The organism is Vibrio sp. L5-1 (genome assembly GCF_021728315.1).
Lineage (GTDB): Bacteria > Pseudomonadota > Gammaproteobacteria > Enterobacterales > Vibrionaceae > Vibrio > Vibrio splendidus_K.
On sequence record NZ_JAKKCQ010000005.1, the window covers coordinates 42,397 to 59,002 of the forward strand.

Below are 16,606 nucleotides of genomic sequence, written 5' to 3' on the forward strand. Positions count from 1 at the left end.
GGCTTAAGATATTAAATTGAGCCATAGTTGATAGCTAGGTCATACTTTGATGTAAATGGTACTCAAAACTCTATAAATTTTGTGATTTGTATCATTGATCTGGACATCAAACACCGTTAGATTCGAATTGTTGGCAATAAAAATAGCTCATGAAGAGCAGTTAAAGAAAAGGAAATATCCCTTATGAAAAAAATGAGAAGAGCACAGCTTCATCGCGTTCGTATCCAATACTGGAAAGACACAGCGAAAGAAGCTTCAAAGAAATAAGCTTTAAATCGTAAAGCTTTAAGATAAAAAAAGCTGAAAAGCTTAATCAAATGTAAAACGCAACAAATCGATTTCATTAGCACTCTCAAGGACCTTCATCTGGTCGGCGACTAAAGAAATCATCCTCCAAAGAGCTGACAGGCATTAACAACAATGCATTCAATGTCAGCTCATTAATACCCCCTCTTAGATTCTCTTGTTGCTTCACTCTGTTACTCCTAACTAAAACCCTTTTGTCCCTTTGTTCTTGTTACCTATCTCTGTATTGGCAAAGTCGTGATCAAAAAAAGCTCCCGATTTCTCAGAAGCTTTGATTTAGATTTTGATATCTGATGTGGTTACCTGCTCGGGAGAGATAACACCAACGTCAGGAGCTAATGCGTTAACGTTGGAAGAGCGTCTTCAAACTGACATCATCGGTTCGGTTCAGCTTTAGGCTCAGAAGATAGCCACCAACACCGATCAGTGCGTAAATACCTAGAGATAAAATCGGCGCTTCTGCAATCGCACTTAATGGGTTGCTTGCTATGAGCACATTCATTGGTAATGACGCGATGAGAGATAGGAAATCATTGATGCCATAGAACCCAAACACGGCGACAGAGAGGAACTTAATCGCATAGCTTGAGATAAAAATGACAAGCAGCGGAGAGTTCACCAGCTGCGAAATCGCTAGAGTGACAGTTGCCAGTGGCAATAAAACCAGTGCAACTAACATCATTCGTCCAAAAAACACTACCCAGTTGCTCAGCACATAAAACAGAGATTGCTGCTCAACCAATAGCGCCAGTTGTTGTTCACTTGATACGTTCAATATCCAGAATAGAAAATCTGCGAACAGCACTAACAATGCACAGATAGCCGGAATAACCACTAAACCGAAGCCTAGCTTCACGCCGTGAGTCATTGCATTGGATACCGGCATACTTCTCCAAAACATTGAACTGCCTTCTTGGCGTTCTTTACGCAGCGTTTTAGGGATATATAGCGTCGACAGGATCAGTGAAATAAGGCCCGCGCCAAAGTAGATCACTGAGTTGAGATCTTGTGCGAACTCTCTGTGGATGTCGCTCACGTCACCGTTCACTTGCATTTCAAAGAAAAACTCATGTTGCGCTGCGCCATTAAAGAACAGACCAACGAACAGTAAGAAACCACATAATGCGACAAACAGAGGCAATCGAGTGTTAACTTTGTGCTCGATGAGTTCTTTTTCTAGCATGTAAAAACTTGGATGCATTATGCCTTCTCCGTCTGTGTTGCAAGGAATAGGTCTGCTAGACCAACGTTATAGATGTTACCCAGTGATTCAACCTGCGCTTTGTATTGACCTTCTAATAGCCACTTAGTCGTCCCTAACCCAGGCTGAGAGGTGAGTGGGTTAAGTTTCTGTATCTCGCTTGAATGGTTGTTTGCGACTTCGATAATGAAGTAGTCGTGCTCGATGTCTTCCATGCTTTTCTGCAGTACACAATGACCTTGCTTCAAAATCAGTACATCCGTTAATAGGTGTTCAATTTCTGAAACCTCATGGCTTGCAATGATCATGGCGCGTTCACCGTCGTGGAACCATTCTAGTAGGTGGCGATAAAAAGTATCGCGGTACAGCAAATCTAAGCCCAGCGTTGGCTCATCTAATATCAACACTTGAGTGTCAGTCGCGATGATGATCGCGAGATGAAGTTGAACTTTCATCCCTTTAGAAAGCTGTTTGATCTTAGAAGAGAGCTTAATGTTGGTGCTGCTTAACGTGTGTTCTGCTTTTTGTTTGTTGAAGCTAGGGTGAACACCTTGTGTGTATCGAAGCAGTTGTTTAACGGTCATCCACTCTGGTAACACGTTAACATCTGAAATATACGATAAATGCTGCATGAGCTCTGCGTGCTGGTGGATAGGGTGGTAGCCGTTTACTTCAATCTCACCTTGATAGTTGTGGCCACCAAGCAGTGATTTGATCAGTGTCGATTTGCCCGCGCCATTGTGGCCCAGAAGCCCAAGTACTTGCCCTGGCTTTAACTCGAAGTTGATGTTCTCGACACCCACTTGGTTCGAATAGGTTTTGGTTACGTTTTTCACTGAAAGTAAAGTACTCATGACTTGTCCTTTATATGTTGTGCTAGCTGTTTCACGAGTTCTTCGACACTCATATCAATGATGCTTAGCGTCTCAGCGATGGCTGGGATCTGTGTGTTGATGAATGATTGGTGTGCAGACTCTTTCAATTTTTGAAGTGCCCCTTCGGCCACATACATGCCTTGGCCGCGTTTTTTCTCAACCAAGTCTTCATCCACCAGTAACTGATAGCTTTTCATGACAGTAAGGTGGTTGATCTTGAGATCGGCAGCAACCGCACGCACAGAGGGTAATGCTTGTTGCTCTAACCAAACACCTTGAAGAATTTGGTCACTGATCTTTACGGCAAGCTGCCTAAAGATCGGTTGGTCGTCTTTCCATTCGGTCATAATTAAAACTGCATGGTGATATACATGTGTATAACACTAACCTTTTTATTCGAATTGGCAAGGGTTTTATGAAAATGGATCGGATATTTTTACATTTGGATAAAGCATGTTTGGTGGGGAGGGTACTTGAAGCCTACGTCCTTGTGGGCTTTCAAGCAGCTGTATGAGCGATGATTATTTGAATAGGAAATGGTTGCTCGTCAAGATTTCTGTTAGGGGGGCCTATTGCTCCTCTGAGTCATTGGGCCGGCTATACAGATAGCCTTGATGTAAGTTGTAGCCTAGCTGACACAAGATATATTGTTGCCTGCGCGTCTCGACACCTTCATAAATCATCGTGATATTTGATAAGCGTCCAATCTCAGAGATATTAAGCAATACACCCTGATGGTGCTCTCCTGACTCGATATCCTTAACAAAGCAACGATCCAGTTTTAGATAGGCCGGAGAGATAACATTGATGATTTCGATGTTGTTATTGCCCGTGCCAAAGTCATCCAGAGCGATAGTGATACCAAGCTTTTTGATATCCTTAATGTTATCGATAACCTCACATCCATAGCCAATATTCGAATATTCAGTAATCTCGACGACAAATTCATTCGCTTCCATCGCGGCCAAATGCTCTCTGAGCCTTGCGAAGTTCGACCCCACCAAAGCGCTCGGACACACGTTGACACCATAGATCTCATGGCTGTTGTGTAATTTGGCTTTTCTGACTGTCTCGATGAGCAAGATAGTGTGAAAGGTGAGTAAATTGGTGCGTCTCATGGTGTTGATGAAGCTTAAAACGCCGACGTTACGAACTCGAGATAGCAACTCGTAATACAGAACGCTGTTGTCTTCGGTGTTGATGATGGGCTCTTCTTCAAAGGAGATGTGTTTCCAACGAAACAGGTAGATCATAAAGCCCAGAATATAGGAGCGATAAAGCAGTGTGGCGAGAATCAGAGAAAGCGCAGTCCACAGTACGACAATATCATCACTGTAAAAGGTAATGGTTGCACCGGTTGGCAGTGGTGTTTGATAGATAGCTTTACTTTCTTCACCTAGGTTCAGAATGTAATAACCATTCTTCTGGATCGAGACCGAGTCGACTAACAGCGGCAATAGTGAGTTCTTGTATCGAGCTTCAATAGAGCGTGTAGAAATACGCACCGTAAGGTCAATGTCACGCTTGGTATCTACGAAGCGTGAATAAGCGAAATCGGTACTATCGTAAAAGTCATCAACTTGATCAAGGTCTACCATTTTCGAGCGTGTTTTGGAGATATAACATGAACCATAAGACGTAGTCATGATGACAGAATCTAAGTTGAGTGAATGCCTTAATGAGTGCACAGCCCCTTGGTTATCGCAACCATAGAGCATGATTTCTTCAGCAATATGTTTGGTGTTTTCGCTGTATTCATCTGCAATCTTCGTCGTATAAAGGATTTGGAAAAAGTAGACAACGAAGAGGAAAAATGAAGAGACGGTGAACACGGTTATCAGAGCCTTAATCAGTTCTCTATGATAGGTATTGAACATCATTTTCAACATTTCTATCTGACTGGGCTTGAATTGATTGATGTCGTACTTTGGTGCGATGCAGTTTGTAGAGCTCTTATCGAGATCGATGAAGTAACCCACCTTATAAAGGTTAGAGATAAGTTCGCTATTATTATCTATCTTTGCTTTTTTACATAAGTTTCGATACTTCTTTCTTATTGAGGCGATGATGTTTTTTAGTGCATACAAACTAAACTCTTCATCAAAATGTAATTTAAAAGACTCTTCAACATCTCGTGCAGATTGAGGGTTAGATATTGATGAGTGATCAATAAGATATTTGAATACAAAACTCTCTTTACTATTAAGACTTTCCTCTGATATCTTATTACTGTTGTTCTTGATATATATTTTTTCTTCATTGTAGATCAGTTGCAAGCTCTCATTATTGTTGTTTATATTGAAAGAACAGTGCATGGCTCAACTCCTAAGCGACAGTTATTATATTTATGTGATTGATGTGTATTGGCTGGGATTTTCATTCAACCTAAGAGTCCTTTCCAAATAATATAACCAAAATGTCACCATTTTCTCTTAAGATGTTGATACTAATCGCAGAATTTGGGCTTGAATGAAAGGTTATCGAGATGTTCACCCAAAAGTTGAATTTATAAATGAAAGCCAATGATTTACAAGGGGTAAAGGGGATTTATCCATTTGTTTTGGTATTTATCCATTTTGCAGCTTCTGTGCGGAAGGATTAGCCACTAAATTTAGAGGTTTCTAATGTAGCTTTTGATGGTATTCATTTAATTTATTGATGTGTGAGATTTATCAGAATTTTTCCGGATAAACTTAGATTATGTCAATTTATGTAATGTTAATATAATTTAGTTGAGACATGATTTTAGTAATTGAATTATATGGATAGATGATGGCATTGATAATATTGTATTTTGAGTTTTCCTTATTTGTATTCTTACGTCTTATTAAATAATGAAGTTTTTAGTGGGGAAGTTTTAGATAGCACGAGCATGTTATTTTATTTATATATTTATACCTATCCATTTATGAAAGATGTTTAATCAAAACACTGTTGATATCTATATCAGACATACACCTATGTAGATCTTTATAGACTAATTATAAAAAATAAGATATGAATTAGGTTCGTGTTATAACGTAAACAGCACTTGAAGATGTAAGCAGCAACAACTTAGTCCTATTCGTATTATTTTTGAACAGATTTATCGTAATCACATGATATTCAAAGATCTGTCTCGATGGCTTAGCTCTAACTTCTGTATGAGTAAAATCGTTGAGTATTTAACATGCGCCATCAAGTACGACGATTTGAGGTTCTTTTTCTGGTTGATAGAGTACCTGACAAAAGTCACCTTCAGGTGAATAGGTGTAGTTATCTGCGTCAAAAGAGATAGCTGCTACTCTTTCGGCATTGCTACCAGGATCGACTTCTTTGTTGATCACGTGAAGCTCTGTTCTGTCGATATTGAGCAGCCTTCTTAGTGAATCCACATAAGCTATTGGGTAGCCATGACAGACGTAGTAGGTTTCAATTTCCGTTTTTTCTACATAGTTGCACTCTCCCTCAACGCCAGCAATCGCAGACTTGGCGTAGATCATATCGATACCGGTACGTAGGTTACCCGCTACGTCGTGTATTTTACTCGCACGGGCGCTTCCTTGAACGTTTAAGAACTTGACCATAGCCGTGGCAGACAGGATAGCTAAAATTAAGACTGCGATGATAAGTTCTAAGAGAGTGAAGCCGTTTTGTCTTCTCATATTTACCGATTATTTGATCTGATTGAGGGGCTGCTTGAGGGTAATCTAAATACCAAAGCCATTACAGAAGGTAGGTATATCTGTTATATGGCTTGCAGGTTGATTGTTCTCAATAATTGCATAATAAACAATACTTTAACTTCGGCTTGTCGTTATTGGCCGCAATGTAAGCATACGTAAGCGTTGATGTGGGTATCACTCTCTGGACTACGAAGTGCTAAAAAACTCTAACTTATTGATAAATAGGTTTTTAAATGTCTATTAATCGACCGTTAAAAATTGTCTTTCGACTTCATTTGACGGGATGGGCTTACTAAACAAGAACCCTTGAAGATACTGGTATCCACAATCGATCAAGAACGCTTTTTGCGTTTCTGTCTCGACGCCTTCAGCAACTACCTTTAGCCCCAGTTTATCGCAGATAGCATGAGTGGCTTGGACTATTGCTTTGCTCCCTTTGTGCGAACCATGGACAAAACTTTTATCGAGTTTAACGGTGCTAATTGGCAAGTCATGCAACATTGAGAGTGAGGAGTACCCTGTGCCAAAGTCATCAAGGTGAAGTTCTACGCCTAATTTTGATATATCACTTAATGCTTGTCTGACTTCACCATGCTTGAAGATCATGGAAGACTCCGTGATTTCAAGGGCAACGCTTTGAGGCTGGATGTTGTAGAAGTTCAGCATTGCCAATAACTGTTCGGCAAAGGTAGCGTGCATCTGAATACTCGAGATATTGATGCTCATCATCAACTCATTATCAAACTCTCGTTGCCACATCGATAACTGTTTGAGTGCGGAATTGAGAACCCATTTTCCGAGAGGAACTATTTGCCCACTCTCCTCCGCTAAGGTAATAAATTCGTCAGGAGCTATGTCACCTAGTTCTTCGTCCGACCATCGAAGTAAGGCTTCAAATCCTTTCACCTTGTCGCTGTTAGTGTTCATTATCGGTTGGTAATGAAGGTTGAGGTCGTCATTCTCTAAGGCATGCGTGAGTCGATGACGGATCTCTACCTTGCGGTGAAGGGTTTGTGCTAGACAAGGTGTAAAAGTTTGAAATCGATTTCGTCCATTTGTTTTGGCCATATGCATCGCCATACCCGCTTGCTTGAGCAGTGACTCTTGATCGACGGCATTATCAGGGAAATGAGCAGTACCGATGCTGCAACCAACAGACAAGGTGCCAATTCCTCTGATGTGGAAACTCCTGTTCAAGGCTTCAATAATACGAGAGCAGAGCAGCGGGATATTGTGATTTCGACAGGCGTGGGCAATCACAATGAATTCGTCGCCACCAAATCGACCGATCATGCACGTTTCGTCGACGAGGTGTTTAAGACGTTCGCCAACCTGCTTAAGTAGTTGGTCACCGACACTGTGTCCATAAGTATCATTGACCAATTTGAAGCCATCAAGGTCGACAAACATCAACTCAAAGGGCGAGCGATAGGCAATACTGGTTTCCAAAAGGTTGGTGATACCGCGGCGATTATAAAGCTCAGTTAAACAGTCGTGCTCAGCGTTGTATCTGGCTTTGATCAACTTCTCTTTTTGTTTAGTTGTACAGGTGAGGTTTAACAGAAGCTCGCTTTTATCAAATAGCCATTTTCCTTGCACGTCAAAGTGATGGATTTTGTTATCTATTTCGCAGCTGACTTCTTCTAAAATCTCGCGGCCTTTACGCGCAGCAAACAACCATTGTGCTGCTGCCTCTTCACTTGAAACGAAGTCGGATAGGGTACTAAACGGTGAACCATAGCTTTGAAAGAATGCGGAGTTAGCGCTCACTACGTCTCCCGAGTTATCAAATAGAAGGGATAGATTTGCGCCATCAGAGCAAGCTAAGTCGTGCTTTAGGCTGCCCTCTTCGGCAATGACTTGTACCAACATCCCAGTTCGACCATCGGGCAATGGGATCCCAGAAAATAGGCATAATGCACGTTTGGAAATGTGGTTTGGCGTGAAGTTCCACCATGTTTTGATGCTTTCGTTACGTAGAAATTGTCTTTGGTATTCTTCCAGTGTTGCTTCTATCGCTTTTGACATCTCGACACTAAAGTCACGTGATGTCAGCTCAAACATCGACTCAGACTCCCAGAGGGGGAGCGCGTTACTATTTGCCCAAGTTATTCTTTTATTATCAATATCATATATCCAAATAGGACACTTGAGATGCTCGAAAGGTTGATAATTGGTCATCATATTGAACTCGGTGAACTGATGTGTTGGTCGAACAGTGCCTACCGAACTCATGCATTCAGTAGGCGCTTATCAAATTGAATTCTGGTCTTCAACAGCCGTTAAAAGCCGTGTTGAAGAAGAAAAAAGTGCTACAGAAAGGAGCGTGCTATAGAACTCACAGTTGAAGCCCATCTTTTGACGAATGTTATTTTTGGCGCGACCTGAATGTTTATCCAAGAATTTGCCTGCGCTTGAATCGGATTCACTATTTCTTGTTTATTGCTATCAGCTAATAACTGCGTTGAAAATAAAGGGAGGCTGGTCAGTAACAGTGAAAGCGGTTTATTCATCTTAAAGTGGACCCTGTGTGGTAGTGGTGATTAGCAAATGCTGGATCGAATTATCAATTTCATGAATATTACTTGAAGAAGATATTGCTTAATAGCGCCTGCCGAGGCCCTGAAAATGCAAAACACTGGCTGGTGAGTAACGTAATCGATTTCTTTCGACTGTCGAACGCTATATTTGGATTTTAAACCTATAAATTTGTCATTTGTCAGTGATATTAACCGACAAGTCATTACTATTTGGAGGGTTGATTTGATTGGGTTTTGTAAATGCCTTAAATGTAAGTGTGAGTAAGAAAATAAAGCAAACGTAAGCGTTGTATAGGCAATTAAAACACCGTGAATAGCGAGTTATTGATGGCCAACCTTCTTAAACTAAGGAGTACTGGTGGTTAAGCACTGCGTTTTGTAAACGTGTATGTACAAAAGTGATTACAATGTTTTGCGTACGGTAAAAGTGAGGCTCGAAGCACAACATTGATGATATATGAGCAGTATATATACTGCCCTCGCTTTTAATAAATACGGGTGATAGGAATGTCGAAAACCAAAGTGCTCATTGTCGAAGATGACCAAGAGATAGCTCGTTTAACTACGCTTTACCTAGAAGCTGAAGGCTACGATGTTAGCGTTGTTCATGAAGGGAATTTAGCACTTGAAGCGATCCGCAGTATTGAACCTGATTTAGTGCTGTTGGACTTGATGCTTCCAGGCATGAGTGGCGCTCAAATTTGCCGTCAGGCTCGAGAGTTTTACAATGGAATAATTTTAGTGTTGACCGCCTCTGCCGATGAAATGAGTGAGGTAAGCTTATTTAAGTTTGGCGCGGATGATTACGTTGCAAAGCCTATTCGTGGCCATGCTTTGTTGGCGCGAATTGAAGCGTTATTACGTCGAGCTGCTCCTATTGCTATCGCGCCAGAAAAAATGGCTGAAAAGCAATGCGATATTGTGATCAACAATATTGCTCAAAGTGCCACTCTGTATGGGCAAAACCTTAAGCTTACTTCTGCCGAGTTTGAAATCTTAAACCTTCTTGTGAATAACATCTGTCAGGTCGTGACTCGAGACCAGTGCTGTCAGTTATTTAGAGGGATTGATTATGCTTTTAATGATCGTTCTATTGATATGCGAGTTTCCGGTTTAAGACGAAAACTACGCATTCACGCAAAAGACAAACAGTTGATCCGTACGGTTCGCAATAAGGGGTACATGCTGGTTGCGTAAGTTCATGACTGCGAAACTTCGTTCTGTTTCGATGTTTGCCCGATTGTATCTTGGGATTGTGGTTGGTATGTCGGCAACGATCTTTTTGTTTGTGAACCTAGGTGAAGGGCACATGCGAAGAACCGAGATCGAAACTTTCTTAAATGATGGTATTTACTTCGTTGAGCAGTATACCCGTCAGCACAATCAATATAATTCACTGTATAAAGAACTCGATAGAACAGGCTACCAACAATTTTATATCTTCAATTTACGCCTGTTAGATAATTGGTCGGGAGAGGCTCCATGCCAACGATGCGAGTTATTTACCACTTTAAATGGTGTACCTATATACCTCAGTGATAACGATCTGTACTCGGCGGTGTTTCAACTTCCAAATTCTAAATTTAGTTTCGCGTTCAGTGAGGTAGGGGATTTTTTCTCTCCTGAAATTGAATGGTATGAAGATTCAGAAAGAAACTTTTTACTCGGGCTTTTGTTCGCCATTATTGTCGCGATCGGCGCAAGTGTTTACTTACCTGTGAGGCGTTTTCAAGAAAGAATCGAGTTGCTAGTTGAGAAGCAAAAACAGTTTGGTCGAGGGAAACTCAGTACTCGTTCTGATCTAGACGACATTCATCCAGTGTCAGATTTGGCCAGCAGCTTTAACTTTATGGCGGAAGAGATCGAGAGCAAAGTGAAACAAAGCCACATCTTTGCTCAAGCTATCCCACATGAGGTGCGCACCCCGCTCAGTCGTATTCAGCTGGCGACCGATATTCTAAGAAGGGGGGCCCCCGACCATCATCAGGCGCTTTTCGATGATATTGATACCTACATTGAGGATATCAACGATCTCACTTCAGAAATTATCATGCTGTCGAAGTTGAATGTCATGGATAACTCATTCTTTGAGCTCGTTAAAGTGACCTCTGATCTTCATGAGTACTGTCTCGATCGTATTCGTTACTCTCAGTTAGACAATGTGCTCTTTGAATCCAAAGTAGGCCAAGATTGCAAGATTAAGTGTGACTGCTCAATGGCACGTTTGGTCTTCGATAATATTCTCAAAAACGCGGGTAATTACACACGCGATAAAGTGTGGATGACACTGGATGAGAATTCAGAAAACTGGCTAGTGGTTATTGAAGATAATGGTTCTGGAATCCCAGAAGACAGTCGTGATGAAGTATTTCTTCCGTTTTCTCGTCTAGATTCAAGCAGAACCTCAACCACCGGTGGTTTGGGTTTAGGCCTCGCGATTGCGATTTCAGCGGCTAAAAAGCTTTCTTGGGATATCAAAATCGATGACAGCAACCATAGTGGAGCTAAGTTCAGTATCGTGATTCCTAAGACCGTATAACTGGGCGCTCTGAGGGCTACTTAGGTTCTAGGTTCGTAAAATAACAAAGCCACGGTTGAATACCGTGGCTTTTTAGTATGCTCATTTACATAATAGTGACTGCTTAGAGCTTAGAGCTTAGAGCGATGAAGTCCATAAATGGCGTGGTCTACGATGCGGCCATTCAAGTTCTCGTTACAAGTGATGATGCCTTCCAATGTAAAATGTAAGCGCTCACAAACTTTACGACTACTCATGTTCTCAGTAGCGGCTGATATTTCAATCTTTTCCATATCTAACTCATTGAAAGCAATATCAATCAGTTTTTGAACCACACGAGTGACTATCCCTTTGCCTTGTTGAGTCTGTGACAACCAATAACCAATCGTTACCTTCTTGGTATTGTGGTCGATGGTATTGAAGCTGCAGTTACCGACGATCTTTCCTTGATACACGATGGCACATGTCATGCTTTTCCCTTCAGCATAATCGTGTAATGAGCGTTGGATGAAAATCCTAAAATCTTGCTCTGTTTTGCAGTGCGGTGGCCATGCTAACCACTGGCTAAGATACTCATTTTGGCTTTGTGAATAGTCAGCGTAATGGGCAGCGAAACTTTCTTCGACCAATGCGATGGATAGTTCGTTATCGATAATCGTTTTAAACATGTCTTTCCTTTTCTTTTGGCTGATGATTTAGTGATTTTTGGTCGGCAGGCTATAATGTCGCATGATTTTCAATATGCAACCACTTGTAGCACGGATTTTTCGTGATACGTTAGTTCTATCACGAAACTCATTAAACCTTACAATAGTTGTGTATATAACCATTAGCTATGCATTAGTATTAGCAGCCTAAATATATAAAAACTATAAAAATGCTAGGCTTAAATAATGAATCAACATTGCCAAGAGGTAACCGTAGACCTAAGAAAGGCTCTATTTGGTATTGCTAAGGCGCTTGATAACGTCGGTTTTGAAAGCAAAAACCATGGGCAGAGGGTAGGTTATATCGCGTATCGATGTGCTCTGAGCGTCGGGTGGGAAGAAGAGCAGGCCCAACTTGCGTTCTCATTAGGGTTAATTCACGACTGTGGCGTATCGCAAATTGATGAGCAGCTCAGCTTAACTTCTGGGTTTGTGCCCGACTCGAGCTATCACCATTGTCAGAAGGGCTACCAAATCTTAAAAGAGTGCCCAGTTCTTTCTATATTCGCTAAGCCGGTTCTTTATCATCATACCCCGTGGGCTGAGTTAAAGACGATTCATATCAGCGAGTTAGAAAAAGAATTGGCCGCGATCGTGATGCTTGCCGACAGAGTCGATTATCTATACGGCATAACCTCTTCTGATCGTTATGGAAATTTAACACCAGATGGAAAAGCGAGCATTATTGAACGTTTGACTGAACAAGCGGACGAGATGTTCGAAACCAACCTTGTGCAACATATGTGCGAGCTGGTCGATCTGGATGATTTTTGGTTCTCGATGGAAATCCCTTACATCGAGAACATGAGGGATAACTTTGAGCCTGTGCCATTCTTCTCTCAGCAAATGTCGCTGGACGAGACGGTGGCCTTTGCCGAGTTTATCGCCAATGTTGTTGATACAAAAAGTTCGTTTACTTTTAAGCATTCGTTGAAAGTCGGGCAGCTTTCTGAATATCTCGCCAAGCAGTTGGGTTATTCATACACAACTCAGCGTAAACTCTATTTAGCAGGGCTAGTTCATGATATCGGCAAACTGCAAACACCTAATGACATTCTTCATAAGCCGGATTTGCTGACCGAAGAGGAGTATTGCTGTATTAAACGCCACGCAACGGACACTCGATTCGCACTGCAAGAGCTGTTTAGTTCTCCTCAGGTATGCCAATGGGCATCCAATCATCATGAAAGGTTAGATGGATCAGGTTACCCAATTGGTAAAACGGCGGAAGAGCTGGATCAACCGAGTCGGATCGTCGCTGTGGTAGATGTATTCCAAGCATTATCTCAATCACGTCCTTATCGTGCTGGTATGACGTTAGAACAGACGATGGCTATTTTGAGAGACTATGTTGAAAACTATAAGTTAGATAGAGAAGTGTTTGAATGTCTTGAAAAACACGCACAGTACTGTTTCGAGTTATCAACTGATAAAAGAATGTACGCGTTTTAACGCTAGTGAATGCTGATTGGTTGTGAGGCGTTGGCGTGATGCACTTGTTAGTCATGCATTTGTAAGCCATACATTTTTGTAAACCATGCCTTCTGTAAATCATGAATTGGTAAGCCATACGTTTCAATTCATGCTAAAAGATAATTGACTAAGCACCAGAAACAGAAAAGCGATAGCCGAGACTATCGCTTTTTTAATGGGGGCATATCAGGATCTTTAGATCGAGATTAGTAGCGTTTTAAGATCTCGATGATCTCTAGCTCTGTTTCCGCTGCGATAATGGCATCAATGTCATCATCATTTTGGAACAACTCTGATAGCGCCATAATAGTATGGATATGGCTGTCTGAGTCCATCGCTGCCAGAGTAATTGAAAGGTAAACGTCACCGTTGTCTTCCGACTCTAAATCAACACCCTTTTTGAATACCGTCACTTGCAGAGATGCTTCGTTCACACCATCTTCAGGACGAGCATGAGGCATCGCTATCTTTGGTGCTAGAACATAGTACGCGCCAATGTCCTTGTGTTTTTGTTTGATAGCTTCAACATAGCTAGCTTCAATTTTGTTGCTTGCTAGCAGTGTTGAACAGGTTAAATCAATCGCAGCATCAACCGTTAGGTTTTCTTCAGAGTTGATGATAACGCCTTGGTCACCGATTAAATCGAATAGGCTCATGAAACAATCCACCCTAGAATCAGACCAACGACACCAAAGTCAAAGTCAGCAAATGTTGTTGCTTCAAGACCGAGGCCACCAAGAACTGGAAGTAGAAGCATTGGTAGGAAAGAGATACATAGGCCTTGAGTGAAAGAACCTAAGATAGCACCACGTAGACCGCCAGTTGCGTTACCGTAAACGCCAGCTGCACCACCTACGAAGAAGTGTGGAACTACGCCCGCTACAATGATTGTCCAACCAAGCGCACCTTGTACTGCCATTGCTAGTAGACCTGCTGCGAAAGAACAAAGGAAGCCGATAAGTACCGCGTTTGGTGCTACAGGGAATACCATTGGGCAGTCTAGAGCAGGTTTTGCGCCTGGTACTAGCTTGTCTGAAATACCTTTAAATGCAGGTACAATTTCAGCAATCAACATCTTCACACCTTGCAGTACGATGTAGACACCACCAGCAAAGATAAGAGATTGCATGAAGGTGAATACGACCCAGTTTTGACCGCTAGAAACCGTTTCTACAAACTCGCCGCCAGCAATAATAGATGCAAGCATGAAGAAGATAGCCATTGTTGTTGCAACAGCAACCGGCGTATCACGTAGGAACATTAAGCTTTTAGGAACTTGGATGTCTTCTGTTGATTTTGATGTGTCACCGAATTTGCTACCAATGAAGCCAGACACGATGTAAGACAGTGTCGAGAAGTGACCGATAGCCAGTTGATCAGTACCCATCACTTTTTCAGTGTACTTTTGGCCTAGCGCTGGCATCACAACCATTAGTGTACCCACAATGATAGAGCCAATTGCGACTAGAGCAGTGCCTTCAATGTTTGCTGTAGACAGAATTACCGCTACTAGCATAGACATGAACATTGTGTGGTGACCCGTTAAGAAAATATATTTTAAAGGAGTAATGCGAGCCAATAAAATATTCACAACGAATGCGAAGAACATAATTAGAGCCATTTCATAACCGAATGCTTCTTGTGCTAATGCAACAATTGCTTCGTTATTTGGAATAACACCACTTACGCCGAATGCTTCAGTAAATACAACTGAGAAGTTATTTAGTGCGCCAACAAGAGCGCCAGCACCAAAACCTAAAATTAGGAAACCCATTACGGTTTTAATTGTGCCTTTTAGAATGGTAGAAATATCAGCTTTTTGTGCAACAAGGCCAATGAAAGCAATTAAACCTACCATGATTGCTGGCTCTTTTAATAAGCCGAGCATGAATTCGAAAAAGTTTTGCATAATTTGACCTTACATGAAAGTTTTTAGTTGTTCTTCGATTGATGCTTTGTCAAAAATATTTTTAAGGCTGATGATATTCTCTTTTCCACCGTCTTTCAGTTGGTTAGCAACGTCTGTTGCCGCGACCCAAATATCCGCATTGCTTGATGCTGCAGAAGATAGATCTTCGTGATCAATCTCTGCTTCGAAACCGATTTTTTTAGCCACTTCTTTCACTGCCATTTCCATCATTAGTGAAGTACCAAGGCCGTTACCGCAAACTACAAGAATCTTTTTCATAATATTTGTCTCAATTGGATTTTAGGGGTTGAGAAACTGCGTTCTCTTATTGTGTGAGAGCATAATAATGGAAATATTCAGATTTCAATAAGATCTCCATCACAAAGCTAAAATGAGATTGTGATGGAGATCTCGTTAATTCGCGTTAAAAATCCAGAGTGAGACTTTGATCAAATTTAACTTTTCACTCGAATATGCAACGTATCTTATTGAGAAAGGCAGGAGTAAATGTATTTATTTTTCGGAAGGCAAATATTTAGAGGATCTGTGAAATAAAATAGATAACTAATCGTATCGACCGTAATCGGTAAGCATTTTCTTAAGCATACTATTGACGTCTTTGGTCTTTTTATTTCTTTTTGTTAATTGACTAAGAGAGGTTGGCTTTGGAGCCTCAGTTTTATCATTCTCAACATCTTCGACCTTATCTTTCATTTTTTGTACAGCGGGCAATAACATTCGAATTTCTTCGTTATTAGTATTGGTTAGTACCACAATATTTTCAGATTCAACTTGGGTAATGGTCAATATTCCATGTTTAACGGATTCAACCTTTTCACCAATCATAATTGATTCAGGTGCGACAGAGCGATCGGTTAACTGACCTGTACGTAATTTCGCCGCACTGATAGCGCGGATATTTCCGGTGTTTTCAAACGCGACAATAACAGTATAGGTATTATAATATTCAACTACTGTCACATAGCCATGTCTATTTGTTTTGAATTTAGCTCCATTGTTCATGTCGTGCGGAGCTTCCATTTTCTTCAAGTGTGTCCTCTCTTAGTCTCGATGGCTGTTATATCTAATCAGCTCTATTAGTATTTTATAGATAATTATTTGGTGAGATCATACAAAGTATATACGCATCTAAACTTAAGATGAATCTTGAAGTATCGGGAAATGAGGCAGAGCACAGAAAAGTAGTAAGAATCACACAGAATTAACCGAGTGATTACGCTCGTACGTTTAAAGGCTTAACATTAAAAATTCAACTTCATACAGGTTGTTTACAGTTTTTATGCACACAAAAGACGATAAACACAGCGTTTTGTTTAATCCTTGACCGCGCGATCGTTTGCGTCAAAAAATGTGATGAAAGTCTCACTTAACTGTTTATACTTCTTTTCCGG

General features: G+C 41.1%; 14 protein-coding genes. 3 read left to right on the plus strand and 11 right to left on the minus strand.

Translation table 11 applies throughout. The features are described 5' to 3' along the window. Positions 1-649: 649 nt before the first annotated feature. From L3V35_RS17895 to L3V35_RS17920, 6 genes are all read right to left on the minus strand, one after another. Positions 650-1,507, minus strand: a complete 858-nt coding sequence (locus tag L3V35_RS17895; protein ID WP_017083226.1) for a hypothetical protein — start codon at positions 1,505-1,507, stop codon at positions 650-652. Next, the gene (locus L3V35_RS17900) at positions 1,507-2,361 is read right to left on the minus strand and encodes an ABC transporter ATP-binding protein (RefSeq protein WP_065205829.1); all 855 of its coding nucleotides are present in this window, start codon (positions 2,359-2,361) and stop codon (positions 1,507-1,509) included. Before L3V35_RS17900 ends, L3V35_RS17895 begins: the two co-directional genes overlap by 1 nt. Continuing rightward, positions 2,358-2,729 (minus strand): GntR family transcriptional regulator, encoded by a 372-nt coding sequence (locus tag L3V35_RS17905; protein ID WP_237300384.1) that lies wholly within the window; start codon positions 2,727-2,729, stop codon positions 2,358-2,360. The genes L3V35_RS17900 and L3V35_RS17905 overlap by 4 nt, the downstream gene beginning before the upstream one ends. Positions 2,730-2,951: 222 nt before the next feature. Next, the gene (locus L3V35_RS17910) at positions 2,952-4,697 is read right to left on the minus strand and encodes an EAL domain-containing protein (protein WP_237300385.1); all 1,746 of its coding nucleotides are present in this window, start codon (positions 4,695-4,697) and stop codon (positions 2,952-2,954) included. Positions 4,698-5,546: 849 nt separating this feature from the next. Then, entirely contained in the window at positions 5,547-6,026 is a 480-nt protein-coding gene (locus L3V35_RS17915; protein ID WP_017079599.1) for a type II secretion system protein, read from the minus strand. A 261-nt stretch (positions 6,027-6,287) separates the two neighbouring features. Continuing rightward, on the minus strand, positions 6,288-8,282 hold the full coding sequence (locus L3V35_RS17920) for an EAL domain-containing protein (RefSeq protein ID WP_237300386.1): 1,995 nt from the start codon (positions 8,280-8,282) through the stop codon (positions 6,288-6,290). A gap of 812 nt (positions 8,283-9,094) precedes the next feature. Here L3V35_RS17920 and L3V35_RS17925 point away from each other — a divergent pair. Continuing rightward, positions 9,095-9,784: a response regulator transcription factor gene (locus L3V35_RS17925; RefSeq protein ID WP_054547152.1), complete on the plus strand. Its 690-nt coding sequence runs from the start codon at positions 9,095-9,097 to the stop codon at positions 9,782-9,784. Beyond that, positions 9,777-11,126: a HAMP domain-containing sensor histidine kinase gene (locus L3V35_RS17930; protein ID WP_237300387.1), complete on the plus strand. Its 1,350-nt coding sequence runs from the start codon at positions 9,777-9,779 to the stop codon at positions 11,124-11,126. Before L3V35_RS17925 ends, L3V35_RS17930 begins: the two co-directional genes overlap by 8 nt. Before the next feature lie 110 nt (positions 11,127-11,236). On the opposite strand, the gene L3V35_RS17935 is transcribed toward L3V35_RS17930, so the two are convergent. Then, on the minus strand, positions 11,237-11,773 hold the full coding sequence (locus tag L3V35_RS17935) for a GNAT family protein (protein ID WP_171308022.1): 537 nt from the start codon (positions 11,771-11,773) through the stop codon (positions 11,237-11,239). A 225-nt stretch (positions 11,774-11,998) separates the two neighbouring features. Here L3V35_RS17935 and L3V35_RS17940 point away from each other — a divergent pair, with 225 nt between their 5' ends. Further along, positions 11,999-13,264, plus strand: a complete 1,266-nt coding sequence (locus L3V35_RS17940; RefSeq protein ID WP_237300388.1) for an HD-GYP domain-containing protein — start codon at positions 11,999-12,001, stop codon at positions 13,262-13,264. A gap of 227 nt (positions 13,265-13,491) precedes the next feature. On the opposite strand, the gene L3V35_RS17945 is transcribed toward L3V35_RS17940, so the two are convergent. The 4 genes from L3V35_RS17945 to L3V35_RS17960 form a co-directional block, all read right to left on the minus strand. Then, positions 13,492-13,941, minus strand: coding sequence for a PTS sugar transporter subunit IIA (locus L3V35_RS17945; protein WP_171316503.1), 450 nt, complete (start codon positions 13,939-13,941; stop codon positions 13,492-13,494). Continuing rightward, positions 13,938-15,194 carry a PTS ascorbate transporter subunit IIC gene (locus L3V35_RS17950; protein ID WP_004729966.1) on the minus strand — a complete coding sequence of 419 codons (1,257 nt, stop codon included), beginning with the start codon at positions 15,192-15,194 and terminating at the stop codon, positions 13,938-13,940. Before L3V35_RS17950 ends, L3V35_RS17945 begins: the two co-directional genes overlap by 4 nt. 9 nt (positions 15,195-15,203) lie before the next feature. Further along, positions 15,204-15,473 carry a PTS sugar transporter subunit IIB gene (locus L3V35_RS17955; RefSeq protein ID WP_004729968.1) on the minus strand — a complete coding sequence of 90 codons (270 nt, stop codon included), beginning with the start codon at positions 15,471-15,473 and terminating at the stop codon, positions 15,204-15,206. Between the two features lie 285 nt (positions 15,474-15,758). Next, complete coding sequence (locus L3V35_RS17960; protein ID WP_004729970.1) at positions 15,759-16,235, minus strand: hypothetical protein; 477 nt, start codon at positions 16,233-16,235, stop codon at positions 15,759-15,761. Positions 16,236-16,606 lie beyond the last annotated feature (371 nt).